Raw genomic sequence first — 25108 nt, forward strand, 5'->3', positions numbered from 1 at the left:
GGGAAAGAAAGGGATCGAAGCCAAAAAATTCTAAGGCGAGCCGCCCGTGGCGGGCGGCGGCCTTGCCAACTTTATGAACTGGGGTTGTCGCGCCAAAAAACAACGAGCGCAAGGCCGCGCGAACTTTGTCACACGGGTGTCGGCTCAGCGCCGCGCTTTCAGCGCGGTTGGGATTCGACCTCGCGCGTCCAGCGGTCGATGAGCCGCTTGCGCTCGGCCGCCTTGCCGTACTTCTCGAAGTCGTACTTGATGAGCTTCACGCTCTCCATCGAGGGAATGCGCGGATCGGGCTTGAAGGTCTTGTTGGCCGGCGACTGCAGGCTGCCGGCCTTGGCGCCGATGGACTGGCCAGCGGGGCTCATGAGCCAGTCGTAGTAGCGCTTGGCGTTCTCCTTGTTGCGCGCGCCCTTCACGAGCGCGATGCCGCCGATCTCGAAGCCCGTGCCTTCGCAGGGCGCGGCGGTCTTCACCGGAAATTTGTCGTGCCGCCAGCGCTCGAAGCCGAAGATGAAGCTCACGCCGATCGCCACCTCGCCCTTGGCCACGTTGGGCGCCTGGGCCTGGCCGCTGCGCGTGTAGCTGGTGACGTTTTTATGAAGCTTCTTCAGGTAGTCGAACGCGGGCTCCTCGCCCATCTGCTGCACCAGGCCCGCGATGACGGTGTAGGCCGTGCCGCTGGTGGCGGGGTGCGAGATTTCGATCTCGCCCTTGTATTCGGGCTTGATGAGGTCGGCCCAGCACTTCGGCTCGGCGAGCTTCTTTTTCTTCAGCAGCTCGGTGTTGAAGCCGAAGCCCATCGCGCTCGTGTAGAAGCCGCCCACCATGTTCTGCGACATGGCGTACTGGCGCACCGACCAGTCGTGCAGGTCGTTGATGTAGGCCGGCCGGTAGGGCTCGAGCAGGCCCTGCTCGGCGGCCTGCAGGAACGGGTCGCCGGTGCCGCCCCACCAGAGGTCGGTCTTGGGGTTGGCGGCTTCGGCGCGCAACTGCGCACCGATTTCGCCGGTGCCCTTGTGGGCCTGCTGCACCTTGATGCCGGTCTCGCGCGTGAAGGCCGTGGCGGCCGCCTCGCACCAGCCCGCGTCGGTGCTGCACAGCGCGTTGACGGTGCCCTGCGCGGCGGCCTGCGACGCCCCGAGCAGCAGCGTCGTGCCCAGGCAGGCGGTGGCAAGGGCACGCACGGTGTGCCGGGGGGCGAATGAAGGCATGGGCAGGTCTCCTCGTTGTTCGACGTTGTATGAAGGCGCAGGATAGCGCCGGCGTGAGTGCTTGAGGTCAGCGCGCCGCCAGCAGCGGCGGCAGGTGCTCCACCAGCCAGTCGATCACCACGCGCGTCTTCAGCGGCAGGTAGCGGCTCGGCGTGCGGATCACGTGCAGCGGAAAACCGAAGGGCTCGGGCTCCTCGAACACGCGCACCAGCGTGCCGGCCGCGAGCGCGTCGGCCGCCAGCCAGGCCGGCAGCCGCGCCAGGCCCATGCCGCCGATGGCGGCCTCCAGCAGCACCTCGGCGCTGTCGCAGCGCAGCCGCGACGGCAGCGCGGCCTCCACCATCGCATCGCCCTCGCGAAAGCGCCAGGGCGACACCTGCCCGTCGCGGGCGTAGTACACGGCCTCGTGCGGCGCGACCAGTGCCGCGATGTCGCGCGGATGGCCACGCTCGGCCAGGTAGGCGGGCGCGGCGCACAGCAGCATCCACTGCACGCCGACCGGCCGCGCCACGAGGCCGGCGCTGTCGTCGAGCTCGCCGCTGCGGATGGCCAGGTCGAGCCCCTCTTCCACGAGGTCGACGCGCCGGTCGTTGAAGGCCAGCTCCAGCGACAGCTGCGGATGCTGGCGCGCCAATGCCAGCAGCAGCGGCCCGACCTTGAGCCGCCCGAGCATCGCCGGCATGCTCAGGCGCACGAGGCCGGCGGCCGTGTGGCGCGCGGCGTCGGTGAGCGCCTCGGCCGCCTCCAGCTCGGCCAGCGCGCGGCGGCAGCGCTCGTAGTAGCCGTGCCCTTCCTCGGTGAGGCTCTGGCTGCGCGTGGTGCGCAGGAACAGGCGCGTGTCCAGTCGCGCCTCGAGCCGCGCGATGCTCTTGGCGACGGCCGAACGGGTGACGTGCAGGCGCTGCGCGGCGAGCGCGAAGCTGCCCGCCTCCACCGCCGCGACGAACTCCTCGATGCCTTGCAGGCGTTGGCTCATTGGATACTTTCAAGCACCATTCTTCGGAAAATTATCCACCACCGGATCGTTTTCATCGTCAATAGCATCAAGGCCGATCTTTTCCGATGGAGCCTTTTCCGATGCAAGAACCCGATGTGCTGCGCCGCTGGCAGCTTCCCCGACTGGGCCGCGCCCACCTCGCACAGGCCGAAGCGCCGATGCCCTCGCCGGGCCCGGGCCAGATCCTCGTGCGCGTGGGCGCGGTGGCGCTCAACTACCGCGACCTGCTCATGGTGCGCGACGGCATGGGCATGGCGCTCGAGTTGCCCTTCACGCCCGGCTCGGACATGGCGGGCACCGTGGTGGCCGTGGGCCCCGGCGTGCGCCGCTTCGTCGTGGGCGACCGCGTGATCAACACCTTCTGGGGCGGCTGGACCGACAGCCACTGGCACGCCGACACCACGCTGCTCGGCGGCCCCGGGCCGGGCATGCTGGCCTCGCACGTGTGCATCGATGCGAACTGGGCCGTGGCCGCGCCCGCCACGCTGAGCCTCGAGGAAGCCAGCACGCTGCCGTGCGCCGGCCTCACGGCGTGGTTCGCGCTGGTGGAAACCGGTGCCCTGCGCGCGGGCGAGACGGTGCTGGTCCACGGCACCGGCGGTGTCGCGCTGTTCGGCCTGCAGCTCGCGCGGCTGCATGGCGCGCAGGCCATCGTGGTGACGGGCAGCGCCGACAAGCAGGCCGCGGCACGCGCGCTCGGCGCCACGCACGTGCTCGCGCGCGACAGCGACTGGCCCGCCGAAGTGCGCCGGCTCACGCACGGGCGCGGCGCCGACCACGTGCTCGAGCTCTCCAGCGGCCCCGACCTCGACCGCTCGCTGCAAGCCGTGAAGCAGGGCGGGCGCGTGTCGATCATCGGCATGCTCGGCGGCGACACGCTGAGCGCGTCGTTCTACGCGATGGTGCTCGGCCGCGTGACGGTGCAGGGCATCGGCGTCGGCCACCGGCGTGCGCTCGAAGAGCTGGTGCGCGCAGTCGATGCGAATGCGCTCAAGCCGGTGATCGCCGCGCGCTACGGCTTCGACGCGCTGCCCGCCGCGCTCGACCACCTGGAACGCGGCGCGTTCGGCAAGGTCGTCGTGACGATGGCATGACGACGATGTGACGCGGCCTCGCCTTCGCCCGACCATTTGCAAATGCTGCAGGGCACAAATCCACAGCATTCGTGAACAGTTGCCGCTAAGCGCGCCGGTTTGCTCGACGCCTCCATTTCCCGTTCCTAGAATGCGGCCCGCGTTCGGCCCCCGCCGAGCGTGCTTTCTCAACTTCAGGATGGAGCGTTATGGAACACAGTACCTACAAAAAGTGGTCTGCAGAATTCATTGGTACTTTCTGGCTCACGCTCGGAGGCTGCGGAAGCGCAGTTCTGGCGGCGGCCTTTCCGGGCGTCGGCATCGGCCTGCTCGGCGTCTCGCTGGCCTTCGGTTTGACGGTGGTCACCGGCGCCTATGCGCTCGGTCCGATCTCGGGCGGCCACTTCAACCCGGCCGTGTCGATCGGCCTCGCAGCCGCAGGCCGCTTCAAGGCCGGGCAGCTGCCAGGCTACATCGTGTCGCAGGTGCTGGGCGCCATCGCGGCGGCCGGCGTGCTGTACCTGATCGCCACCGGCAAGCCGGGTGCGGACATCGGCGGCTTTGCCACCAACGGCTACGGCGAGCACTCGCCCGGCAAGTACGGCATGACGGCCGCACTCATCAGCGAGGTGGTGATGACCGCCGTGTTCCTGATCGTGATCCTGGGTGCCACCGCCAAGCGCGCGGCGGCCGGCTTCGCGGGCATGGCCATCGGCCTGTGCCTGACGCTGATCCACCTGGTGTCGATCCCCGTGACCAACACCTCGGTGAACCCGGCGCGCAGCACCGGCCCGGCGCTGTTCGGCCCGTCGTATGCGGTGTCGGAACTGTGGCTGTTCTGGGTCGCCCCGATCGTGGGCGCGATCATCGGCGCGGTGATCTACCGCGCACTGCTCAGCAGCAACGACGACTGAGCTTTCCGCAGCGGAGGCTAGCTCAGCTTCCGCTGCCCGACTTCACCATCGGCAGTGAAGTCGATTGCCCGATGGGCTCGGTGCCCGTCGGGTGCGAGGCCGCATAGGCGCCGGCTTGGATGTCGGACACCGGGGTCATCCCGTTGATCGCCGGCGCCGACGTCGACTGCCCGATGGGCTCCGTGCCGCTCGGACGTGCCGCCGCCATCGCGCCGGCCTGCACCTCCGGGTTCTCCGGCGAATTCATCTGCAGCGGGTGGAAGTCCGAACCGTCGGTGGTTTCGGCGGAGGCATTGACCGTGCCCAGCACCGCGAACGCGGCGAAGGAAGCAACGGCAAGAAATTGGATCGAAGTGCGCATGGTGTGTTCTCCTGAGGGCAGGTTGTCTCCGGTCCGGTGCCGTCGCGCGGACCGCGCGCAGCAGGACCTGCAGCCACTCTAGGCAGCCTGACTGAGGCCAGCGTGAGCGAAGAATGAGCCGGGAGTGAGCACCGCGACGACTACGTCGGCAGCACCACCCGCGCCCTCAGCCCCGGCCCGTCGTCCCGGTTGCGCAGCTCGATGCGCAGGCCATGCCGCTCGGCCGCCGTGCGCGCAATCGCCAGGCCCAGCCCGCTGCCGCCCGCCGCTGCGCCGGGCACGCGGAAGAAGCGGTCGAACACGCGCTCCAGTTCGGCCGGCGGAATGCCCGGCCCGTTGTCGAGCACGTCGACCACCGCCTGCCCCTCGACCCGGTGCAGCCGCACATCGACCACGCCGCCTTCGGGCGCATAGCGCAGCGCGTTGTCGATCAGGTTGTCGAACACGCTGCGCAGTTCGGACGCAGGCGCAGTCACCACCGCACCGGTCAGACCTTCGAAGCCCACGTCGATGCGCCGCGCATCGGCCAGCACCATGCGCTGGCCCAGGCTTTCGCGCAGCAGCGCCTCGATGTCGACCCGCTCGCCCGGCGCATCCGACGGCGGCGCGTCCTGCCGCGACAGCTGCAGCAGCTGCTCGATGAGATGCTGCGCGCGGGTCACGCCGGCCTCGAGCTGGTTGAAGCGTTCGGTGGCTTCGCCGGCCGGCACGTGCGCGCGCAGGTTCTCGATCTGCAGGCCGATGGCGGCCATCGGCGTGCGCAGCTCGTGCGCCGCGTCCTGCACGAAGCGCCGCTGCGTGGCGAAGGCGCTGCGCACGCGCGACAGCAGGTGGTTGAAGGCGCTCACCAGCGGCGTGATCTCGTCGGGCACACGCGCCAGCGACAGCTCGGTCGGGCGGCGCTCGTCCTGCGAGGCCACGTCGCGCGCCACGCCCCGCAGCGAGCGCGAGGCGGCCGACACGATGAGCCACAGCACCAGCAGCGCCGCCGGCAGCAGCAGCGCGATCGGCAGGCCTTCGAGCAGGGCGCGGCGCAGTGCGCGGCGATGGCGGTAGTCCTCGTTCTGCAGCACCTGCACGCGCGGCGCGTCGGCATGCGGCGCGGGCTCGGCCGTGAACACGCGCCAGCGCGAATGCGCAGGCCCTTCGGCGCGCACGTCACTGAAGCCGCTGCCGGGTTGCAGCGGCACCGACAGCGCGGGCCACGAACTCGCGCGCAGGGTGGCGCCGTCGGCACTCCACAGCTGCACCACGAAGGCGCCGCGCGAGAAGGCCGCCTCGCCGTCCATCGCGCGCGGGGTCTTGGGCGGGTCGTTGCCCGCGTACGACTCGGCCACCAGCCGCATCTGGTCGTCGAGTGCGTTGTGCACGAGGTTGCCGTAGGCCAGGAAAGAAAACCACGCCGTGAGCACCGCCGCCACCACATGCAGCGTGACCAGCCACAGCAGCAGCTGGGTGCGCAGCGAACGCGGGCGCCACCAGCGGCGGGCGGCACCGGTCATGCCGCCACTCGCCAGCCCAGCCCGCGCACGTTGCGGATCGCGTCGGCGCCGAGCTTGCGGCGCATGCCGTGGATCAGCACGTCGATGGCGTTGCTGGTCACTTCGTCGCCCCAGCCGTAGATGCGGTTCTCGAGCTGCTCGCGCGAGAGGATGGCGCCGGGCCGCTCCAGCAGCGCGTGCAGCAGCGCGAACTCGCGCGCGGTGAGCGCCTCGCGCACGCCGTTCACGGCCACCTCGCGCGTCGTGAGGTCCAGCTGCAGCGCGGCGGTGCCGATCAGCGAATGCGCGGCGCCGTCGCGGCGGCGCACCACGGCGCGCATGCGCGCGAGCAGCTCGCGGAACTCGAAGGGCTTGAGCAGGTAGTCGTCGGCGCCCAGGTCCAGGCTGTGGATGCGGTCGTCCAGGCCGTCGCGCGCGGTGAGCACCAGCACGGGCGTGGCGTCGCCGCGTTCGCGCGCGCGGCGCAGCACCTCGGTGCCGTCCTGGCGGGGCAGGCCCAGGTCGAGCAGCACGCAGGTGTAGCCGCCGTCGCCGAGCGCGCTGTGCGCCAGCTCGCCGTCGCGCACCCAGTCGGCCGACCAGCCTGCGCCCTCGAGCGCCTGCTTCAGGCTGCGCCCGATCATTTCGTCGTCTTCCACCAGCAGCACGCGCATCGCGGCGACTCCTTTGCGCGCAAGGTAACACGCGACCGGGATGATCGTCAGAGGCCCTGCGCCTCGGCGCAGCGTAGGCGCGAAGACTTAGGCGGGGCTTAGGGCCGCAGGACGCGGACGGCGTGCCGCTCGGCGTCGTAGTCCGCGGCGAAGGCCAGCAGGCGCAGCGCCTCTTCCTCCACGCCGCGCCGGTCGACCGCGGACCAGCGCGTGAAAGGCTCCAGCACCACGGTGGCCGCCTGCGTCGCGCGTTCGATCTTCCAGGTGCCCGCCACGAAGCCGTCGAGCAGCACCGTGCCGCGCACGATGCCGTTGATGGTGAAGACGCGCGCGCGGTGCGCCTCGTCGAGCACGCGGCGGCGGTCGGCGTGCGAGAGCAGCAGGTTGTCCCACTCGGCGACCAGGCGCGGCGGCGCGGGCGTGTCGGGGTCGGGGCGCGGCGCGCGCGGCAGGTCGAAAAGCTCCTGGCCCTCGTCGCCGGTGAACACGCGCAGCTGCGGCCTCAATCGATCGGCCACGGCCTTCCAGCCCGTGAGGCCCGACCACGCGCCTGCATCGGCCAGCGTCGCGGGGCCGAAGGCGGCGAGGTAGCGCAGCAGCAGGTCGTCTTGCGTGGCGGTGGCGATGCGGGTGGCTGATTCACCGAGCCATGCGCCGAGCGGCTGCAGCAGCGCGTTCTGGTGCGAGTTCCAGCTGCCCGCGGGCGGCAGATGGACCAGCGGCACGTTGTTGCGGATGAGCGCGGCGAGCGAGGCCGGCGCGTGGTCTTTCCAGCGCGCCGCGAGCGCCTGGCCGAGGGCGGTGCCGGTGAGCGGCCCGTCGCCCAGCAACGCACGGCCCGCCTTCACCACGGCCGCGCGGTCGACGCCTTCGAGGGCCCGCGCATGCAGGCCCGACAGGCCGCGCTGGTGCACGGGTTCGAGCAACGGCCGCCAGGCCCACGCGTCGGCGGCGGTCATCAGGTGCAGGGTGGCGCGCAGCGTGGACATGCGCACGATGCGGCGGTTCTTCAGCGCGTCGGTCAGCTGCGCGCGGTGAAAGCCTTCGAGCCGGCTCCACAGGCCGATGTAGGGCGGGTTGGGCGCCTGCGCCTGCAGCCCGGCCAGCTTCTCGATGGCCTGCACGACGCTCGCCTTGCGCCGCGCCAGCAGCATCTGCCGCGCGAGCGTGGCCCGGTTCAGCGCGCGACGGCTCAGCACCGCGGCCATGGCCAGGTCGTCAGAATTTTTCGTGCGGCGCCAGGTAGCGCCACTGGCCCACCGGCAGGTTGCCCAGCATCACCTTGCCGATGCGCACGCGCTTCAGGCCCACCACCTTGAGGCCGACCAGCTCGCACATGCGGCGAATCTGACGCTTCTTGCCTTCGGTGAGCACGAAGCGCAACTGCTCGGGGTTCTGCCACTCCACGCGCGCCGGCTTGAGCGCCTGGCCGTCCAGGCTCAGGCCGTGCCGCAACCGGGCCAGCATGGCGGGCGGAAACACCGCCTGCACGTTGGTGGTGACCGGGTCGTCGTCGTCCAGGCGCACCAGCTGGCCGGTGGGCGCGGGCTGGTCCAGGCCGTGGTAGGCCACGCGCACGAGGTATTCCTTGTCCATCGTCGAGTCTTCGCCGATGAGCTGGCGCGCGATGCGGCCGTCCTGCGTCATCACGAGCAGGCCGGTGGAGTCAATGTCCAGCCGCCCGCACGGCGCCAGGCCGCGCAGCTGCTGCGGGCCGAAGAAGAAGCGCGCGTTGTCTTCCACCCAGCGGTTCTGCGGCGTGAACAGCGTGACCGCCGGCTCGTGGCCGTCCTCGGCCTGCCCGCTGACGTAGCCGATGGGCTTGTTGATGAGGATGGTGACCTGGTTCGCCTGCTGCCCCTTGGCGGCCTTGTCGACCTCGATGCGGTCGTTGGGCGTGACCTTCACGCCCATCTCGGCGGGCTTGCCGTTGACGCGCACCCAGCCCTGCGCGATCCAGTCGTCCGCCTCGCGGCGCGAGCACAGGCCGAGTTCGGCCATGCGTTTGTTGAGGCGCACGGGCGCGTGGGGGGAGGTGGAGGGCTCGGTCATGGGGGGGCAAATCCTAGCAAATGCGCCCCTGCGAGTATCTTTCCGTTTGCAGTCGACCTCATTCCGCGTCGTGCAAGCCCGTGATCGATCGACGCGTCAGTTGTTCGCGGATGCGCCTTCCTTGCCGCGATTTTTTTGAATCTCTTCCAGTTTCCTGGCCGCTTCATCACCCTTGAGAGCGCCCAGGCGCCCGCGCACGACGGCATCCAGGTACTGCCGGGAAAAGTTGTCGGAGACGGCCCAACCCGCACCTTGTTTCACAAAATCAAAGTCGCCTTGAACCACCTGCGTCTCCGATTTGCCGAGAATGGCCATGGCACGATCGATGTACTGCACCTGCAGGCGGCATGCATATTTCTTGCCGGGTTCGACGACCAGGCAATCTGCCAGCGGCTCCACGGACTGGACAGTTTTCCTGTCGGGATCGATCCCGCGGCGGCGGTCCATTTCCTTGAGCGCCGAGGCATTGATCGACGCGGTCTTCTTCTCAAACGCTTCCACGCCGCTTGAAAACGCGGCGCTCAGTTGGGCCTTGCCAATCGGTGCACCGAACGTGGGAAGGGTGCCATCCTTGTTGGCGCGGCCGTACCTGGCCTCGATCACGCGCCGATCGCCGGTGCGCACCATGATCTCCTTGCTGCCCTTCTCGGGCCCCACGGTGAAGGCGATCGGCAGGGAGCTGTCTTCCAAGGTGAGCGTGGCCGCACAACCACGCGAGCGCTCTGCCTTGATGTAGCCGATCTCCTTGACGTGGGTGAACCTTGCCAGCAGCAGATTGGACCGGTCTTCCGCCGTGCCGGGCCATCGTCTGCTGGAATCGCCGAACGCGACTTCAACCAGCGCACGGCGAAGCGCGCCTGCAACACGCTCGTCCTCGCACGACGGCGTGGCATCTGGCGCCAGGAAGAACCACCCGGCAAACACAACGGCAGCGGCGCCGCCTGTCAGCCAAGCCCAGCGGGGTCCGGGAAACATACTCAACCAGAACTGCCGCTCAACGCTTGCGCGTTGCAGTGCTGCGAGATGGGCCGCGAATTCGGCCACGACTTGCTTGTGGATGGAATTGGCAGCGAAAGCCCCCTCCTCCTCTTGTTGAGAGCGCATTTCGAGTTCATCGATCAAATCGGCAGACACGATCTCGTTGTCAAGCAGCCAGAACAGCCCAATGCCCAGCGTATCGAACGGTTCTCGAGACAATGCAAGGTCTTCGAGTCTTTGCTTTGCGGCGTCGTGGGCCACCTCATCAATGATGTGGCTGGCAAGCAGTTGATCGAGAAGCGGCGTGGCGTTGGTGAACATGAAGATGAGAGGTCCGGACGGTGGAATGGCGTCGGAAAAGGGCGCCTGATGCATGCGCGAAGAACCCGGCGCAGAACGAGCGGAAAGTCTGCGGCACCCGCGCGCCAGGTTTTGCAAACAACAGTCAAACGACCGCGCTTCTCGCAATCAATCGAGATGAGTGCGAAAAACTTGCGACTGCACAAACAACCCGCGCGCTTCGGAACACTTGATCGATGCGTCGGACCAGTGCTATCCTGAATCCAGGCGCAAGTTGATTGCGCCCTTTTTGGGGGATTCCCAAGTGAGCATGCCAAACACACGCAAGTTTCAGTACGCCATCGTCATCGGGCGTTTCCAGCCCGTTCATTTCGGTCACCAGCGACTCATCGAAGAAGGCCTTCGCGCCGCCGATCGGGTCATCGTGGTGGTCGGCTCCGACCGCAAGCCCCGCAGCGTCAAGGACCCCTTCACCTTCGATGAACGCGAACGCATGGTGCGTGCGTGCCTGCGCGGCAGCGAGCAGATGCGCGTGAGCGTCGTCGGCGTCGGCGACTCGCCCTACAACGACCAGATCTGGATCGCGTCGATCCAGTCTGCCGTCGAGCGGCTGATCCAGCAGGATGGCCATGTGCCCGCAGCGCAGGCCAAGGTCGCGCTGGTGGGACACCTGAAGGACAGCTCCAGCTACTACCTCAAGCTCTTCCCGCACTGGGAGTTCGTGGGCCAGCACAGCGTGGAAAGCCTCAACGCCACCGACGTGCGCAACCTCTATTTCGACCCCGAGAACCGAGGCCAGCTCGCACGCGCCGACCTGCCCGACGGCACCGCCGCCTTTCTCGACAAGTTCACCGGCACCGCCGACTATGCCGAGCTCTGCGACGAACGCGCCTTCCTCGTCGACTACCGCGACAAGTACCGCTACGCAGGCAGCGACTTTCCGCCGATCTACACCACGGTCGATGCCATCGTGGTCGAGGCCGGCCACATCCTCCTGGTGCAGCGCAAGTTCCACCCCGGCAAGGGCACGTGGGCGCTGCCCGGCGGCTTCGTCGGCCAGCACGAGCGGCTGCAGGACGCGGCCATCCGCGAGCTGAAGGAAGAAACCCGCCTCAAGGTGCCCGTGCCCGTGCTCAACGGCAGCATGAAGGCCAGCCATGTGTTCGATGCACCCGACCGCTCGCAGCGCGGCCGCACGATCACGCACGGCTTCTTCTTCGAGCTGGCCCACAACCAGTGGACGGGCCTGTCGGACGTGCGTGCCGACGACGACGCGGCCGCCGTGCGGTGGGTGCCGATTGCCGAGTTCCTCGGGATGCCGGACCGCATCTACGAAGACCATTACTTCATCGCAAACCATTTTTTGGGTGGCCTGGGCAAGAACTGAACGACCAGGCTTTGTCAGCAAGAACGGGCTCCGGTTGACGGGGCCCACGTGAAAGGAGCTTTCACATGAACCGCAACCTCACCTCCTCGCCCCTGGGCAACAACCTGTTGCTGCGCACCGACTCCTACAAGGTGTCGCACTGGATGCAGTACCCGCCCGGTACGCAGACCGTGCACAGCTACATCGAATCGCGCGGCGGGCTCTTCAGCCATTCGCTGTTCTTCGGCCTGCAGGCGTACCTGCGCGAGTACCTGCAGACGCCGGTGACGCGCAGCGACGTCGAGGAAGCCGCAGCGATGATGGCCGTGCACGGCGAACCCTTCAACCGCGAAGGGTGGCTGCGGCTGATCGAGAAGCACGACGGACTGATGCCCGTGCGCATCCGCGCGGTCCCCGAGGGCAGCGTGCTGCCGGTGCACAACGTGCTGGCCACCATCGAGAACACCGACCCCGAATTCTTCTGGGTCACGAGCTTTCTCGAAACCGAACTGCTGCGCGCCATCTGGTATCCGACCACGGTGGCCACGCTCTCGGCCGCCGCACGCACCACGTTGCTGCGGTACCTCGAAGCGACCTGCGACGACCCGCAAGGCCAGATCGCGTTCAGGCTGCACGACTTCGGCGCGCGCGGCGTGTCGAGCCTGGAGTCGGCGGCGCTCGGCGGCATGGCCCACCTGGTCAACTTCATGGGCACCGACACGCTGGCCGCCTTGGTGGCGGCGCGGCGCTACTACGACTGCGACGTGGCGGGCTTCTCGATTCCCGCGGCCGAGCACAGCACCATCACGGGCTGGGGCCGCGACCATGAGTCCGACGCGTACAGCAACATGGTCGACCAGTTCGCCAAGCCCGGCACGACCTTCGCCGTGGTGAGCGACAGCTACGACATCTTCAACGCCTGCGCGCGCATCTGGGGCGACGAGCTCAAGGCGAAGGTGGTGGCCTCGGGCGCGACGCTGGTGGTGCGGCCCGACTCGGGCGACCCGGCCGAAACCACGCTCAAGGTGGCGCAGATCCTGGCCGAGCGCTTCGGCACCACGACGAATGCCAAGGGGTTCCGCGTGCTGAACAACGTGCGCATCATCCAGGGCGACGGCGTCAACCTCGACTCGCTGCGGCTGTGCCTCTCGAACTTCTTCCACAACGGCTTCTCGACCGAAAACATCTCCTTCGGCATGGGCGGCGGATTGCTGCAGCAGGTCAACCGCGACACGATGCAATGGGCGATGAAGTGCTCGGCGATGCAGGTGAATGGCGAGTGGCGCGATGTCTACAAGTCGCCGGTGGGCGATGTGAACAAGGCCTCGAAGAAGGGGCGGCTGGCGCTGGTGCGCAACGCGCGCGGCGAAGTGCAGACGCTGCGCGAAGAAGCGCTGGCGAGCGGCCAGGTCGATCTGCTGCAAACGGTGTTCGAGAACGGACGCATCGTCGCGAACACCACCTTCGAGGCGATTCGCGAGCGGGCGGCCGCCGGCGTGAATCAGCTCGTCACGTCGCGGGCGCCGCTCTGAGGCGCTGATCCTTCCAGCACGGCGCGTGTGCACCGGCCGTGCCACATGGCATGTCCATAATCCGGCGACCAGACCGCCGAATCCATGACCAAACTCCTGATCCTCAGTGTGAGCGCCGGCAACGGCCATGTGCGCGCCGCCCAGGCGCTTGAAGCCACCCTCGCCCAGTCGTTCGCGCCGCATACCGCGGTGCATGTCGACGCCATGGCCCATGTGCCGGCGGGCTTTCGCAAGGTGTACACCGACTGGTACCTGCAGCTGGTGAACCGCGCGCCCGAGCTGTGGTCGTACCTGCACCAGCGCACCGACGTCACGCCGCACCACGCGCCCTCGCAGCGGCTGCGCCGCGGCATCGAGCGCCTGAGCACCGGGGCGCTGGTGCGCGAGATCCGCCGCGCCAAGCCCGACGCCGTGATCTGCACCCACTTCCTGCCGGCCGAACTGCTGATGCGCGAACGCAACCGGGGCCGCATCGAGTGCCCCGTGTGGCTGCAGATCACCGACTACGACCTGCACAACATGTGGCTGGTGCCGGGCATGACGGGCTACCTCGCGGCCACGGAAGAAGTCGCCTTCCGGCTGCGCGCACGCGGCATTCCGCCCGAGCGCGTGCACGTCACGGGCATTCCGGTGATGCCGGCCTTTTCCGAGCCCGATGCGCCCGAACTCGCGCACGCGGCCTGCGCGAGTGCGCTGGGCCTGGACCCTGCGCGCCCGGTGCTGCTGATGGCTTCGGGCGGTGCCGGCGTGGGCGACCTGCCGAGCATGGTCGAGCGCGTGCTGGCGCTGGGCGGCGACACGCCCTTTCAGGTCATCGCGGTGGCCGGCCGCAACGCCGAAGCCCATGCGCGGCTCGAGGCGCTCTCGCAGCGCCATCCGGGCCGCGTGGTGGCCGTCGGCTTCACGAACGAAATGCACAAGATGATGGCCGCGGCCGACCTCGTCGTGACCAAGCCCGGTGGCCTCACGGTGTCGGAGTGCCTGGCGCTGGGCAAGCCGATGCTGCTGATCTCGCCGATTCCGGGGCAGGAAGAGCACAACGCCGGCTTCCTCATGGAAGAAAGCGCCGCCTGGCTGGCCTACGACGCCATCGGCCTGGACTACAAGGTGGCGCGCCTCATGGCCGACCCCGCCAAGCTCGCGGCCATGGCCGCGCGCAGCCGCGCCCTGGGCAAGCCGCAGGCCGCGAGCGCGGTGCTGCAGCGCGTGCTGGGCCTCGGCGCATGAGCGGCGCAGCCGTGGAACCGCGGCCCGGCATCGGCCGCACGCTGGTCTACCTCGCGTGGGTCGTGACGATGGCGTTCTTCTTCGCCAACGCCGAGATCCAGATCGAAGGCGGCGCCGGCTGGGCCACCTCGCTGCCCACCTGGCGCATCGAGAACAACATCTGGCTCGACCTCTTCTGGGGCGGGCGCGCGATGACGGGGTACCACGCCTGGGTGTTCACCTTCATGATGCTCGTGTTCTTCTCGCCGCTGGCCTTCCAGGGGCGCTGGACGCTGCGCGACTGGGGGCTGGCGCTCGCGGGGCTGATCGTGTTCTGGGTCTGCGAAGACTTCCTGTGGTTCCTCATCAACCCGGCCTTCGGCTTCGAGAACTTCAACCCCGTGAAGGCCTTCTGGCACAAGCACTGGCTGTGGGGCGCGCCGGTCGACTACTGGGGCGGGCTCGCGGTGGCGCTGCTGATCCTGGTGCGTCGCCACTGGCCGCGCCGCGCGCGATGAAGCAAGACATCGCCGACCTGCGCCCCGACCACTGGGCCGATCCGCTCGACGCCCTGCAGGTCGAGAACCTGCACCGCATCACGCCCACGCTGTACCGCAGCGCGCAGCCGCGCCGCGCCAACGTGGCGGCGCTGCAGTCGCTGGGCATCCGCACCGTCGTGAGCCTGCGTTCCTTCAACGACGACCGGAAGGTGTTTGCCGGCAGCGGCATCCGGCTGGTGCGCGTGCCGATCAACACCTGGTCGATCGACGACGCCAAGGTGCTGCGCGCGCTGGTCGCGATGCGCGAGGCCGAAAAGCAGGGGCCGGTGCTCATCCACTGCATGCACGGCGCAGACCGCACGGGCGTGGTGGCGGCCGTCTACCGCATGGCCGTGCAGGACTGGGACAAGGACAGCGCGCGCCAGGAGATGCTGCGCGGCGGCTATGGGTACCACACGCTGTGGCGCAACATTCCGCGCTACATCGAGCGGCTCGATCCGCTGCGGATGCGCCATGCGCTGGCCCATGCCCCGGTGATCCCCATGGTGTCTTGAAGGCGCCAGCAGGCGCGCGCACCCGCTCCTATACTGGCCGCCCCGTGGCCGATGGCCATCTCCGAACGACCTTTCACAGGGGCTTTCCCATGGCACTCCAACTGCGCTCCCTCGTCCGTTCCAACGGCGAACTCGAACTCTCCCTGCACGACGACCCGGTGCCCGAACCGCAGGCCCACGAAGTGGTGATCCGCGTCGAGGCCTCGCCGATGAACCCCTCGGACCTGGGCCTGCTTTTCGGCGCCGCCGACATGAGCACCGCCGTGGCCTCCGGCACCGCCGACCGCCCCGTCGTCACCGCCACGGTGCCCGAACGCGCGCGCGCCTCGATGGCGGCGCGGCTCGACCAGTCGATGCCCGTGGGCAACGAAGGCGCGGGCGTGGTGGTCAAGGCCGGTTCGTCGCCGGCTGCGCAGGCGCTGCTGGGCAAGACCGTGGCGGCCATCGGCGGCGCGATGTACTCGCAGTACCGCGCGGTGCCCGTGGCGATGTGCCTCGAGCTGCCGGCGGGCACCACGCCGGCCGAGGGCGCATCGTGCTTCGTGAACCCGCTGACCTCGCTGGGCATGGTCGAGACCATGAAGCGCGAAGGCCACAAGGCGCTGGTGCACACCGCAGCCGCCTCCAACCTGGGCCAGATGCTCAACAAGATCTGCCAGAAGGACGGCATCGACCTCGTCAACATCGTGCGCAAGCCCGAGCAGGAAGCGCTGCTGCGCGGCATCGGCGCGAAGTACGTCTGCAACGCCAGCTCGCCGGACTTCCTCGAACAGCTGACCGACGCGCTGGTCGCCACCGGCGCCACGCTGGCCTTCGACGCCACGGGCGGCGGCAAGCTGGCCGGCCAGATCCTCGGCTGCATGGAAGCGGCGCTGAACCGCACGGCCAAGGAATACAGCCGCTACGGCTCGACCACGCACAAGCAGGTCTACATCTACGGCGGCCTGGACCGCAGCCCGACCGAGTTCGTGCGCAACTTCGGCATGGCCTGGGGCATGGGCGGCTGGCTGCTGTTCCCGTTCCTGCAGAAGCTGGGCGATGAAGGCACGCAGCGGCTGCGTTCGCGCGTGGTGGCTGAGTTGAAGACGACGTTTGCGAGCCACTACACGCGGGAGGTGTCGCTGGTCGAGGCACTGCAGCTCGATGCGATCGGGGTGTATGGGAAGCAGGCGACCGGAGAGAAATTCCTGCTGAATCCGAACAAGGGGCTGGCGGGCTGACACCTGCCTGGGCGCAAGACCATCGGCCCGGCCCGCAACCCGGCGTTCGGCTCGATTCAGCCGGCGCGGCCCCTCACCTCGGCCGCGAATTGCGGCTGCGGGGCCCCCGCCATGCGTCGGGGTCTTGCGCGAAGCTTTGAACAATCATCGTCGACAGCTCTTTTTGCACCGCGCGCAAGTCGACCGTCGATTCTTTCAACAGCGCCTGCAGCATCACGCCACGCAGCGCCCCCAGCACGATGACGGCAGCCGTGGCGGGATCGACGCCCTTTCGCATTTCGCCTGCAGCGATGGCGGCCCGGAAGTGCAACGCCAGAAAGTCGATCACGCTCTGGTTGTAGCGCCCCAGGCTTTCGCCGGTTTCGGAATCGTCGGTGGTGGCCTCGGCCATCAGCACCAGCAAGGCGCGGGTGTTGGTCCATCCGCCATCGGCGCGCCCCAGGTACACGTCCACGAAGGAAAGCAACGATGCCATGCCCTCGTCGGCCGGAGGGCTGCGCTCGAGCTCGTGCATGAAGTTCTGGTTGATGTAGGCAGCCAGCGCACGCAGCAGCGCAGGCTTGCTTCCGAAATGATGCGCCGCCAGGCCCCGGCTGTAGCCGGCCGCCTCACCCACTTCGGCGAGCGTCATCCCGACCCACCCCTTGCGCGACACGATCTCGCGGGCCGCTTCCAGCAGGCGTGCCTCAGCGGCTGCGCGGCGCTCCATCTGCGTTCGGCGAGGGAGCGTGGTGTTCGGCGATTTGGCGGCGGTCCTCATGGGCCCGAAGTCTAACGACGCGATGCGGCATCCTTGACCACGCCGGCGCTGAGCAACCGGTCGATCCGGTCGCCGGCATAGCCCAACTCCCCGAGGATCTCGTTCGAGTGCTGCCCGAGCAGCGGCGCACCGCTGCGGATCTGCGCCGGCGTCGCGCCAAACAGCGTGGCCGGCCGCGTGGTCTGCAGGGCGCCTTCCGAGGGATGGTCCATCGGCTGGAACATGCCGACCGCTTTCAGGTGCGGGTGCTCGGGCAGGTCGTCGATGCGCCAGATCTGCGTGGCGGGAATGTCGAGTTCTTCGCAGATCGCGACCCACGCGGCGGTGCTGCGCGTCGGTGTCAGGCTGTGGAGCTCGCGATAGAGCTCGCGAACGCTCGCGTTGAGCTTGTGCCGGTCCGACAGGTCGTATGCACCCGCCAGGTCTTCCCGTCCCACGCGGCGGAACAGCGCGAGCCACTGCTGCGGGCTGTACGGCAGCATGGCGATGTAGCCGTCCGACGTCGGTGCCGGCTTGCGCCCGCCGCTCACCACGCGCCCATAGCCCGCGGGTGCGGTCGGCGGATCGAAGGCGAGCCCGCCCATGTGCTCCACCATGGTGAACTCGACCATCGTCTCGAGCATGGGCACTTCGACGTACTGGCCGTTTCCGGTGCGCTCGCGATGGAACAGCGCCGCAAGCACCGCATTGACGACCACGATGCCGGTGGTCTTGTCGGCCATCAGCGTGGGCACGTAGTCGGCCGTTCCCGTGGACTGCCACATCAGCCCCGCGACACCGCTGGCGGCCTGAATGATGTCGTCGAACGCCGGCTTGGCATGGTCCGGGCCGTCCTGGCCGAAGCCGGTGGCCGCGCAGTAGACGATGTCGGGACGTACCGCACGCAGCGCGTCGTAGCCCAGGCCCAGGCGTTCGATGGCGGGAACGCGCATGTTGTGCACGAAGACATCGGCGTCCGCCGCGAGTTCGAGCAGGATCTGCCGGCCTTCGGCGCTCTTGAGGTCGACCGCCAGGGAGCGCTTGTTGCGATTGATGGCCAGGAAGATCGAACTCATGCCGGCGTGGCGCGACACACCGTTGGCGCGCATCAGATCGCCTTCGATCGGCTCGACCTTGATGACGTCGGCGCCATAGTCGCCCAGGATCTGCGTGGCAACGGGTCCGAGCACGACCGAGGTCAGGTCGAGCACGCGAACGCCCTTGAGCGGTCCGCTCGCCGCTGGTGCCGTGGGGGGCCGTTTTTCCATGAAGGTTCTCTGCTGATGTGGTGAAGGTCATCTTATCAACTTGCTTGTCGATCAACAAGTAACTTCATAGAATCCGGCCTCCACCACAGGAGACACGTTCATGAACCCTTTGTCGAAGATGCTGCGCGCCGCGGCGTTCACGGCCGCGCTGGCATCCGCCGCGGCACCGTTCGCGCAGGCCCAGTCACAACAGGCCGCCGCGACCTATCCGTCCAAGCCGATCCATTTCGTCGTGCCTTTTCCGCCCGGCTCCGGCACCGACGTCGGCGCACGCTTCTTCGCACGAAAGCTGGGCGAACTGGCAGGACAGCCGGTGATCGTCGAGAACCGCGCGGGCGCCAACGGCTTCATCGCCGTGAAGGCCGTGACCTCCGCGCCTGCCGACGGCTACACCCTGCTGATGGGCAGCAACTCGACGCTGGCCACCAACGTGGCGCTGTTCAAGCAACTGCCGTACGACCCGGTGAAGGACCTGGCCCCGGTCTCGACGCTCATGCGCTCGCCCATCGTGCTCATGGTGCCGGCCAACTCGCCCTACAAGACACTCAAGGACCTGATCGATGCGGCGCGCGCCAAGCCCGGGCAGCGCACCTATGCATCGGGGTCGGCCGCCTACCAGCTCATGGGCGAACTGTTCGCCGACAAGGCCGGCATCCAGCTGCTCAACGTGCCCTACAAGGGCGCGCCCGATGCAGTCAACGCCACGCTCTCCGGGCAGACCGATCTGGGCTTTTCCGACATCACCGCCACCATGGAATTGCTGCGGGGCGGCAAGATCCGCGCACTCGCCATTGCGGCCGACCAGCGCCTTGCCGGCCTGCCCGATGTGCCCACCGCGCAGGAACAGGGCATCGGCGGCTTCAGCGCCGACACGTGGACGGGCGTCGCCGTGGCGGCCAACACGCCGAAGCCGGTGGTCGACAAGCTGTCGGACATGTTCGTGAAGATCCTCGCCATGCCCGAGACGCGAGAGTTCTACGCCAGGCAGAACGTGATCACGATGAAAGGCGGCCAGGACGAGCTGCGCGACTTCCAGCGCGAACAGATCGCCGTCTGGAAGCGCATCGCGGCGGCCGCAAGGATCGAACTCCAATGATCGATTCGCCCTCCATTTCCCACAGCCGCGACGCCCATGTCGTCACGCTGACCCTGCGGCGCGGCCCGCACAACTTTGTCGATGCCGCCACGATGCGCGACCTGGCCGATCGCCTGGCCGCGCTCGACGACGATGCGGACTGCCGCGCCATCGTGCTCGCGGCCGAAGGCAAGTCGTTCTGTGCCGGCGCCGACTTCTCGGGCGTTCCCTCGGGCGGCCAGGCCGTCGACCCCGCCGACTTCTACACCCATGCCATGCGGCTCTTCGACACTCGAAAGCCGTTGGTCGCGGCGGTGCAAGGCGCGGCGGTGGGCGCGGGCGTCGGGCTTGCGCTGGTGGCCGACTTTCGCGTGAGCTGTGCGCAGGCGCGCTTCAGCGTCAACTTCAACCGGCTGGGCTTTCACCCCGGCTTCGGTCTGAGCCACACATTGCCTCGCCTGATCGGCATGCAGCAGGCCTCGATGCTGTTCTACACGGGCCGCCGCATCGACGGCACCGAAGCGCTGGCCATCGGCCTGGTCGACGAGCTGGTGACGGCCGACGAGGTGCTGGCGCGCGCCCAGGCGCTCGCCCAGGAGATCGCCGGGTCGGCGCCGCTCGCGGTCCAGAGCACGCGCGCCACCTTGCGCGCCGGCTGCGCGCAGGACGTGCGCGCAATCAACCAACGGGAGCTGGCCGAGCAACAGGTGCAATTCCTGAGCGAAGACTTCCGTGAAGGCGTCAAGGCCATGGCCGAGCGCCGCACGCCGCGCTTCACCGGTCGCTGAGCGACCACTCGATCAGCTTTGCACAGACAACGACGGAGTACCTGAATGAATTTCGAACTCGACCCCGAACACCAGACGCTCAAGGAGCTCGTCGCCAGCTTCGTGCGCGAAGACCTGCTGCCGCTGGAACCGGCCCTGCTGCAGCGGGAGGCCGCCGGTGAACCTTGGGAGCTGTCGGCCGACGAGCACGCGCGGCTGGACACCGTGTCGAAGGCCCGGGGCCTGTGGGGCCTCGATGCGCCCGCCGAAATGGAGGGCCTCGACCTGCCGGTGGTGGCGATGGTCGGAGTGAACGAGGAATTCGGCAAGACCATCACGCCCTACGAGCTGCCCCCCGACTCGCCCAACCTGCGGATGCTGCTGACCGCCGCCAACGACGCGCAGCGCGCCGCCTACCTGGCCCCTTACGCACGCGGAGAGACGGTTTCGGCCATCGCCATTTCGGAGCCCGGCGCGGGCGCCGACCCTTCGGCGATGTCGACGCGCGCCGTGCGCGACGGCGACGACTGGGTTCTCAATGGCCGCAAGATCTGGATCAGCCGCGCCGCACGCGCGGACTGGACCATCGTCATGGCCGTCACGGACAAGACCAAGCCGGGCCGTCCGGGCATCTCGGCGTTCATCGTCGACCGCAACACCCCGGGCTTTCGCGTCGAGCGTCGCATCCCCATGATCGGCGGCGTCTCGACCTACGAGGTGCTGCTCGAAGACTGTCGCGTACCGCATGCACGCCTGCTCGGCCAGGAAGGCCAGGGGTTCGCGCCGATGCAGGCGCGCCTGTCGAGCCGGCGCCTGCAGATGGCCGCATGGTGCGTCGGCCGCGCCCAGCGCGCGCTCGACATGATGTGCGAGTACGCACCGCAGCGCAGCACCTTCGGCGCCTCGCTCGCCGAACGCCAGACAGTGCAATGGTGGATTGCCGACGCGGCCACGCGCATTCACGCCTGTCGACTCATGACCTACGAAGCTGCCGCACGCATCGATCGTGGCGACGAGGCGCGCAGCCAGGTCTCCATGGTCAAGGTGTTCGCCACCGAGATGGCGGGGAAAGTGATCGACCACGCGATGCAGATGTTCGGCGCCATGGGCATGACCAAGGAAATGCCACTGCATCAGATGGCCAACGAAGCGCGCCTGATGCGGATCTACGAAGGGCCGAGCGAAGTGCACCGCTGGGTGGTTGCACGCGAGCTGCTCGGCTTGAAACGCTGACTAGACGACCAGCCGGTACCCCACCGCCGTCTCCGTCAACAGATGCTTCGGCTGCGCCGGATCGGCCTCCAGCTTCTGCCGCAGATGGCCCATGTAGATGCGCAGGTAGTGGCTCTGGTCCGTGTGCGACGGGCCCCACACCTCGCGCAGCAGTTGCCGCTGTGTCAGCACGCGGCCGGCGTTGGCCACCAGCACCGACAGCAGGCGGTACTCGGTCGGCGTGAGGTGCACCTCGGCGCCGGCGCGGCGCACGATGCGTGCGGCGCGGTCCAGTTCGATCTCGCCGAAGCGGAACACGGCCTCGGCGGCCGGCTCGTCGCCGTTGCCACCGGCGGCGCGTGGCCGGCGCAGGTTGGCGCGCACGCGGGCGAGCAACTCACCCGTGCCGAAGGGCTTGGTGAGGTAGTCGTCGGCGCCGGCGTCGAGCGCGGCGATCTTGTCGGCTTCGTCGGTGCGGGCCGAGAGCACGATGATCGGCACCTGCGACCAGCCGCGCACATCGCGGATCAGCGACACGCCGTCGCCGTCGGGCAGGCCCAGGTCGAGCACCAGCAGGTCGGGTTGGCGCGTGCCGGCGGCCGCGAGGCCGTCGCGCAGGGTGCCGGCCTCGTGCACCTGCCAGCCTTCGGCCTCGAGCGCGCCGCGCACGAAGCGGCGGATCTGCGGCTCGTCTTCGATCACGATGGCGGTGGGGGATGGCATGGCGGGTTTCAGAGCTGGGCTTCAGCGGGTTCGGGTGGCTCGCGGCGCGGCAAGGTGACGGTGAATTCTGCACCGCCGTCGCGCGCATTCGCCGCGCTGATCTCGCCGCCGTGCGCACTCACGACGGCGCGGCAGATGGCCAGGCCGAGGCCGACGCCGGGGGTGGCGGATTCGGCCTCGCCGCGCGTGAACTTGTCGAACAGGGTCTGCTCACGGCCGTGCAGCGCGGCGGGCAGGCCGGGGCCGTGGTCGCGCACGGTGAGCACCAGCGTGCCAGGCTCGGCGCGTGCGCCCACCTCGATGGGCGCGGCGCCGTACTTGGCGGCGTTCTCCAGCAGGTTGACCAGCACGCGCTCGATGAGCACGGCGTCGAACTCGACCAGCGGCAGCTCGGGGTCCCACGCGGTCTGCACGGTCATGCCGCGCAGCGCGGGGCGTGCGGCGCGGATGGCGGCGCCCACCACCTCTTCGACCGACTGCCAGTCGCGCCGCAGGTTGACCGCGCCGCCGGCCACGCCGCTTTCGAGGCGCGCCATGTCGAGCAGGTTGCTGACGAGCGCATGCAGCGCGTGCGCCTGCGCGACGATGGCGCGCGCGGCCTCGCCGTGTTCTTCGGTCGGCAGGGTCTGCAGCGATTCGGCCAGCGCGATGAGCGCGGTGAGCGGCGTGCGCACGTCGTGCGAGATGGCGCCGAGCAGCGCGTTGCGCAGGCGCTCCGATTCCATCTCGACCACGGCGCGCTGCGCGACTTCGACGTAGTGCACACGCTCCAGCGCGATGGCGATCTGGCGCGCGAGCGTGTCCAGCTGCTGCGCCTGCTCGGGAATGAGCAGCCAGCGCGGGCGGGCCGGGCACAGCGCGAGCACGCCGCGCACGCGCATGGGCGCGCGCAGCGGCACGTAGTGCCAAGGCTGCGCGGCGAGCGTGGCGGTGGCCAGGCCGGCGGGCTGGCCGTGGCGGAAGGCCCAGTCGGCCACCTGCGCGTCGAAGCCGGGCGGTGGGTCGGCGGGGGCACGAGCTGGTCGGCCGCGTCGGTGACGAGCACGCGCGCATGGCCGCCGAAATGGGCCTGCACGGCGGCGGCGCCGAGCGCGACGACCTGGGTGCTTTCGAGCGCGGCCGAGAGTTCGCGCGTGAGCTCGAACAGCGAACGTGCGCGGCGCTCTCGGCTGGTCGACACGCCGGCCGCGAAGCGCAGCCCGGCCGTGAGCTGGCCCACCAGCAGGCCGACGCCGAGCATCACGGCGAAGGTCAGCAGGTACTGCACGTCGCTGACCGCGAAGGACAGGCGCGGCGCGACGAAGAAGTAGTCGAAGGCCGCCACATTGAGCATCGCCGCCAGCGCCGAAGGCCCGCGCCCGAAACGCATCGCCACGCCCACCACGCCGAGCAAAAACAGCATGACGATGTTGGACAGCTCCAGCACGCCCGTCAGCGGCGTGCACAGCAGCGTGAGCGCGATGCTGGTGGCCGCGGCCCAGGCGTAGCCGGGCCAGCGCGACTGCGCGCGTTCGTCGTCGTCGTCGGCCTGCGTGGCGACCAGCGTCGCCTGCGACAGGCGGCGCGCGCTGTCGGCGCGGCCCACTTCGAGGATGTCGAGCGCCGGCGCCCGCTGCGCCAGCGCGCGCGCCAGCGGCACCGCGGACGCACCCCACCAACGCCGCCAGCCGCGCACGGGCTCCGCGCGCCCGATGACCAGCGTCGCGCAGTTGAGGCGCCGCGCCTGCTCGGACAGTTGCTCGGCCACGTCGGCGCCGGTGAGCACGGCCGTGGCGGCGCCCAGTTCTTCGGCCAGCTTGAGCACGGCGAGGATGCGGTCGCGCTGCGCGGCATCGAGGCGCTGCAGCCGCGGCGTCTCGACGTACGCGGCATGCCAGCGCACATTGAGCTGCCCCGCAAGCCGCGCGGCGGTGCGCACAGTCTGCGCCGCGCCCTCGTGCGGGCCGACGCAGGCCAGGATCGCGCCCGAGGTGTTCCAGGCCTGCAGCGCCGCGCCGCCCTGCCCGTTGCCGCCGGGGCCCGACTGCTCGACGCGCCAGCCGCGCACGTCGTCCTCGACGTGCTCGGCGGTGCGGCGCAGGGCGATCTCGCGCAGCGCGATCAGGTTGCCCTTGCGGAAGAAATTCTGTGCGGCGCGTTCGGCCTGCTGCGGCAGGTAGACCTTGCCGGCCGCGAGCCGCGCCGTGAGCTCGTCGGGCGTGACGTCGACCAGCACCACCTCGTCGGCCTCGTCGAGCACGGTGTCGGGCACGGTCTCGTGCACGCGCACGCCGGTGATGGCGCCGACGGTGCCGTTGAGGCTTTCCAGGTGCTGCACGTTGAGCGCCGACCACACCTCGATGCCGGCGGCCAGCAGCTCCTGCACGTCCTGCCAGCGCTTGGCGTGGCGCGAGCCGGGCGCGTTGGTGTGGGCGAGTTCGTCGACCAGCAGCACGGCGGGCTTGCGCGCCAGTGCGGCGTCGAGGTCGAACTCCGCGAGCGTGCGGCCCCGGTAGGGCAGCTCGCGCAGCGGCAGCGTGTCGAGCCCCGCGAGCAGCGCGGCGGTCTCGCTGCGGCCGTGGGTTTCGACCACGCCGATGAGCACGTCGCGCCCGGCCTCGCGCTCGCGCCGGGCGGCGCTGAGCATGGCCCAGGTCTTGCCCACGCCCGCGCTGGCACCGAAGTAGATGCGCAGCTTGCCGCGCAGCGCGCGCGCCTCGTCGCTGCGCAGTTGCGCGAGCAGGGCATCGGGGTCGGGGCGGGTCTCGGGCATGGGGGCTCAGAAGGTGTGAATGAATCCGCCGTGTCCGAGCAGCACGCGCAGGCGCGCGCCATCAAGGCGCAAAGCGCAGCCGTAGCTTGGGCTACGGCGAGCATTTGCAACGCCGAGGGCGCGTGTCTGTGCGGGATGAGCGGGCATGGCGGGTTC

General features: G+C 69.2%; 22 protein-coding genes and 1 pseudogene. 11 read left to right on the top strand and 12 right to left on the bottom strand.

Going from position 1 to position 25108, the window contains the following annotated elements; genetic code table 11:
* Positions 1-158: 158 nt before the first annotated feature.
* Both FFI97_RS30965 and FFI97_RS30970 read right to left on the bottom strand, forming a co-directional pair.
* Entirely contained in the window at positions 159-1208 is a 1050-nt protein-coding gene (locus FFI97_RS30965) for an ABC transporter substrate-binding protein (RefSeq protein ID WP_260685229.1), read from the bottom strand.
* Between the two features lie 67 nt (positions 1209-1275).
* Positions 1276-2184, bottom strand: a complete 909-nt coding sequence (locus tag FFI97_RS30970) for a LysR substrate-binding domain-containing protein (RefSeq protein ID WP_139700476.1) — start codon at positions 2182-2184, stop codon at positions 1276-1278.
* 101 nt (positions 2185-2285) lie between these two features.
* Here FFI97_RS30970 and FFI97_RS30975 point away from each other — a divergent pair, with 101 nt between their 5' ends.
* Both FFI97_RS30975 and aqpZ read left to right on the top strand, forming a co-directional pair.
* Complete coding sequence (locus FFI97_RS30975) at positions 2286-3299, top strand: zinc-dependent alcohol dehydrogenase family protein (RefSeq protein WP_139700478.1); 1014 nt, start codon at positions 2286-2288, stop codon at positions 3297-3299.
* Positions 3300-3487: 188 nt separating this feature from the next.
* Positions 3488-4192: an aquaporin Z gene (gene aqpZ / locus FFI97_RS30980; RefSeq protein ID WP_095747097.1), complete on the top strand. Its 705-nt coding sequence runs from the start codon at positions 3488-3490 to the stop codon at positions 4190-4192.
* A gap of 22 nt (positions 4193-4214) precedes the next feature.
* Here the strand turns inward: aqpZ and FFI97_RS30985 are convergent, their stop codons facing one another.
* The 6 genes from FFI97_RS30985 to FFI97_RS31010 form a co-directional block, all read right to left on the bottom strand.
* On the bottom strand, positions 4215-4553 hold the full coding sequence (locus tag FFI97_RS30985; protein ID WP_139700479.1) for a hypothetical protein: 339 nt from the start codon (positions 4551-4553) through the stop codon (positions 4215-4217).
* A gap of 140 nt (positions 4554-4693) precedes the next feature.
* The gene (locus tag FFI97_RS30990) at positions 4694-6055 is read right to left on the bottom strand and encodes a sensor histidine kinase (RefSeq protein ID WP_139700481.1); all 1362 of its coding nucleotides are present in this window, start codon (positions 6053-6055) and stop codon (positions 4694-4696) included.
* The gene (locus tag FFI97_RS30995) at positions 6052-6708 is read right to left on the bottom strand and encodes a response regulator transcription factor (protein WP_062480678.1); all 657 of its coding nucleotides are present in this window, start codon (positions 6706-6708) and stop codon (positions 6052-6054) included. Before FFI97_RS30995 ends, FFI97_RS30990 begins: the two co-directional genes overlap by 4 nt.
* Before the next feature lie 98 nt (positions 6709-6806).
* Entirely contained in the window at positions 6807-7916 is a 1110-nt protein-coding gene (locus FFI97_RS31000; RefSeq protein ID WP_139700485.1) for a winged helix DNA-binding domain-containing protein, read from the bottom strand.
* A gap of 10 nt (positions 7917-7926) precedes the next feature.
* The gene (locus tag FFI97_RS31005; protein WP_139700487.1) at positions 7927-8760 is read right to left on the bottom strand and encodes a pseudouridine synthase; all 834 of its coding nucleotides are present in this window, start codon (positions 8758-8760) and stop codon (positions 7927-7929) included.
* 96 nt (positions 8761-8856) lie between these two features.
* Complete coding sequence (locus FFI97_RS31010) at positions 8857-10059, bottom strand: hypothetical protein (RefSeq protein ID WP_139700489.1); 1203 nt, start codon at positions 10057-10059, stop codon at positions 8857-8859.
* A gap of 289 nt (positions 10060-10348) precedes the next feature.
* Between FFI97_RS31010 and FFI97_RS31015 the strand changes: the two genes are divergently transcribed.
* The 6 genes from FFI97_RS31015 (at position 10349) to FFI97_RS31040 (ending at position 16416) form a co-directional block, all read left to right on the top strand.
* On the top strand, positions 10349-11425 hold the full coding sequence (locus FFI97_RS31015; RefSeq protein WP_062480685.1) for a bifunctional nicotinamide-nucleotide adenylyltransferase/Nudix hydroxylase: 1077 nt from the start codon (positions 10349-10351) through the stop codon (positions 11423-11425).
* A 65-nt stretch (positions 11426-11490) separates the two neighbouring features.
* Positions 11491-12936 carry a nicotinate phosphoribosyltransferase gene (locus tag FFI97_RS31020; RefSeq protein ID WP_139700490.1) on the top strand — a complete coding sequence of 482 codons (1446 nt, stop codon included), beginning with the start codon at positions 11491-11493 and terminating at the stop codon, positions 12934-12936.
* An 84-nt stretch (positions 12937-13020) separates the two neighbouring features.
* Positions 13021-14163 (top strand): MGDG synthase family glycosyltransferase, encoded by a 1143-nt coding sequence (locus FFI97_RS31025; RefSeq protein WP_139700493.1) that lies wholly within the window; start codon positions 13021-13023, stop codon positions 14161-14163.
* Positions 14160-14660: a hypothetical protein gene (locus FFI97_RS31030; RefSeq protein WP_062480692.1), complete on the top strand. Its 501-nt coding sequence runs from the start codon at positions 14160-14162 to the stop codon at positions 14658-14660. Before FFI97_RS31025 ends, FFI97_RS31030 begins: the two co-directional genes overlap by 4 nt.
* Positions 14657-15196: a dual specificity protein phosphatase family protein gene (locus FFI97_RS31035; protein WP_139700494.1), complete on the top strand. Its 540-nt coding sequence runs from the start codon at positions 14657-14659 to the stop codon at positions 15194-15196. The genes FFI97_RS31030 and FFI97_RS31035 overlap by 4 nt, the downstream gene beginning before the upstream one ends.
* Before the next feature lie 89 nt (positions 15197-15285).
* A complete protein-coding gene (locus FFI97_RS31040) occupies positions 15286-16416 on the top strand; it encodes a zinc-binding dehydrogenase (RefSeq protein ID WP_139700496.1) in 1131 nt (376 codons plus the stop codon).
* 73 nt (positions 16417-16489) lie between these two features.
* Here FFI97_RS31040 and FFI97_RS31045 read toward each other — a convergent pair whose 3' ends face one another.
* On the bottom strand, positions 16490-17176 hold the full coding sequence (locus tag FFI97_RS31045; protein ID WP_139700497.1) for a TetR/AcrR family transcriptional regulator: 687 nt from the start codon (positions 17174-17176) through the stop codon (positions 16490-16492).
* A gap of 11 nt (positions 17177-17187) precedes the next feature.
* Complete coding sequence (locus FFI97_RS31050; protein ID WP_139700499.1) at positions 17188-18423, bottom strand: CaiB/BaiF CoA transferase family protein; 1236 nt, start codon at positions 18421-18423, stop codon at positions 17188-17190.
* A gap of 100 nt (positions 18424-18523) precedes the next feature.
* Here FFI97_RS31050 and FFI97_RS31055 point away from each other — a divergent pair, with 100 nt between their 5' ends.
* Genes FFI97_RS31055 through FFI97_RS31065 form a run of 3 tightly spaced genes read left to right on the top strand, consistent with a single transcriptional unit; the run spans position 18524 to position 21498 of the window.
* On the top strand, positions 18524-19519 hold the full coding sequence (locus FFI97_RS31055) for a Bug family tripartite tricarboxylate transporter substrate binding protein (protein WP_139700501.1): 996 nt from the start codon (positions 18524-18526) through the stop codon (positions 19517-19519).
* On the top strand, positions 19516-20286 hold the full coding sequence (locus FFI97_RS31060; protein ID WP_139700503.1) for an enoyl-CoA hydratase/isomerase family protein: 771 nt from the start codon (positions 19516-19518) through the stop codon (positions 20284-20286). The genes FFI97_RS31055 and FFI97_RS31060 overlap by 4 nt, the downstream gene beginning before the upstream one ends.
* Positions 20287-20331: 45 nt before the next feature.
* Positions 20332-21498, top strand: coding sequence for an acyl-CoA dehydrogenase family protein (locus tag FFI97_RS31065; RefSeq protein ID WP_095747107.1), 1167 nt, complete (start codon positions 20332-20334; stop codon positions 21496-21498).
* Here the strand turns inward: FFI97_RS31065 and kdpE are convergent, their stop codons facing one another.
* Both kdpE and FFI97_RS31075 read right to left on the bottom strand, forming a co-directional pair.
* Positions 21499-22200: a two-component system response regulator KdpE gene (gene kdpE / locus FFI97_RS31070; RefSeq protein WP_062480698.1), complete on the bottom strand. Its 702-nt coding sequence runs from the start codon at positions 22198-22200 to the stop codon at positions 21499-21501.
* Between the two features lie 8 nt (positions 22201-22208).
* Positions 22209-24952 (bottom strand): annotated as a pseudogene (locus FFI97_RS31075) (DUF4118 domain-containing protein).
* Positions 24953-25108 lie beyond the last annotated feature (156 nt).

Source organism: Variovorax sp. KBS0712 (assembly GCF_006323185.2).
GTDB classification, from domain to species: Bacteria; Pseudomonadota; Gammaproteobacteria; order Burkholderiales; family Burkholderiaceae_C; genus Variovorax; species Variovorax boronicumulans.

What these genes read in the sequence shown, in the direction of transcription:
- FFI97_RS31060 (WP_139700503.1), top strand. Translation starts at nt 19,516, where the DNA reads ATGATCGATTCGCCCTCCATTTCCCACAGCCGCGACGCCCATGTCGTC.
- FFI97_RS31000 (WP_139700485.1), bottom strand. Translation starts at nt 7,916, where the DNA reads ATGGCCGCGGTGCTGAGCCGTCGCGCGCTGAACCGGGCCACGCTCGCG.
- FFI97_RS31055 (WP_139700501.1), top strand. Translation starts at nt 18,524, where the DNA reads ATGAACCCTTTGTCGAAGATGCTGCGCGCCGCGGCGTTCACGGCCGCG.
- FFI97_RS31050 (WP_139700499.1), bottom strand. Translation starts at nt 18,423, where the DNA reads ATGGAAAAACGGCCCCCCACGGCACCAGCGGCGAGCGGACCGCTCAAG.
- FFI97_RS30990 (WP_139700481.1), bottom strand. Translation starts at nt 6,055, where the DNA reads ATGACCGGTGCCGCCCGCCGCTGGTGGCGCCCGCGTTCGCTGCGCACC.
- FFI97_RS30965 (WP_260685229.1), bottom strand. Translation starts at nt 1,208, where the DNA reads ATGCCTTCATTCGCCCCCCGGCACACCGTGCGTGCCCTTGCCACCGCC.
- FFI97_RS30970 (WP_139700476.1), bottom strand. Translation starts at nt 2,184, where the DNA reads ATGAGCCAACGCCTGCAAGGCATCGAGGAGTTCGTCGCGGCGGTGGAG.
- FFI97_RS31005 (WP_139700487.1), bottom strand. Translation starts at nt 8,760, where the DNA reads ATGACCGAGCCCTCCACCTCCCCCCACGCGCCCGTGCGCCTCAACAAA.
- FFI97_RS31045 (WP_139700497.1), bottom strand. Translation starts at nt 17,176, where the DNA reads ATGAGGACCGCCGCCAAATCGCCGAACACCACGCTCCCTCGCCGAACG.
- FFI97_RS30995 (WP_062480678.1), bottom strand. Translation starts at nt 6,708, where the DNA reads ATGCGCGTGCTGCTGGTGGAAGACGACGAAATGATCGGGCGCAGCCTG.
- FFI97_RS31035 (WP_139700494.1), top strand. Translation starts at nt 14,657, where the DNA reads ATGAAGCAAGACATCGCCGACCTGCGCCCCGACCACTGGGCCGATCCG.
- FFI97_RS31010 (WP_139700489.1), bottom strand. Translation starts at nt 10,059, where the DNA reads ATGTTCACCAACGCCACGCCGCTTCTCGATCAACTGCTTGCCAGCCAC.
- FFI97_RS30975 (WP_139700478.1), top strand. Translation starts at nt 2,286, where the DNA reads ATGCAAGAACCCGATGTGCTGCGCCGCTGGCAGCTTCCCCGACTGGGC.
- FFI97_RS31020 (WP_139700490.1), top strand. Translation starts at nt 11,491, where the DNA reads ATGAACCGCAACCTCACCTCCTCGCCCCTGGGCAACAACCTGTTGCTG.
- aqpZ (WP_095747097.1), top strand. Translation starts at nt 3,488, where the DNA reads ATGGAACACAGTACCTACAAAAAGTGGTCTGCAGAATTCATTGGTACT.
- FFI97_RS31040 (WP_139700496.1), top strand. Translation starts at nt 15,286, where the DNA reads ATGGCACTCCAACTGCGCTCCCTCGTCCGTTCCAACGGCGAACTCGAA.
- FFI97_RS31025 (WP_139700493.1), top strand. Translation starts at nt 13,021, where the DNA reads ATGACCAAACTCCTGATCCTCAGTGTGAGCGCCGGCAACGGCCATGTG.
- FFI97_RS31015 (WP_062480685.1), top strand. Translation starts at nt 10,349, where the DNA reads ATGCCAAACACACGCAAGTTTCAGTACGCCATCGTCATCGGGCGTTTC.
- FFI97_RS31065 (WP_095747107.1), top strand. Translation starts at nt 20,332, where the DNA reads ATGAATTTCGAACTCGACCCCGAACACCAGACGCTCAAGGAGCTCGTC.
- FFI97_RS30985 (WP_139700479.1), bottom strand. Translation starts at nt 4,553, where the DNA reads ATGCGCACTTCGATCCAATTTCTTGCCGTTGCTTCCTTCGCCGCGTTC.
- kdpE (WP_062480698.1), bottom strand. Translation starts at nt 22,200, where the DNA reads ATGCCATCCCCCACCGCCATCGTGATCGAAGACGAGCCGCAGATCCGC.
- FFI97_RS31030 (WP_062480692.1), top strand. Translation starts at nt 14,160, where the DNA reads ATGAGCGGCGCAGCCGTGGAACCGCGGCCCGGCATCGGCCGCACGCTG.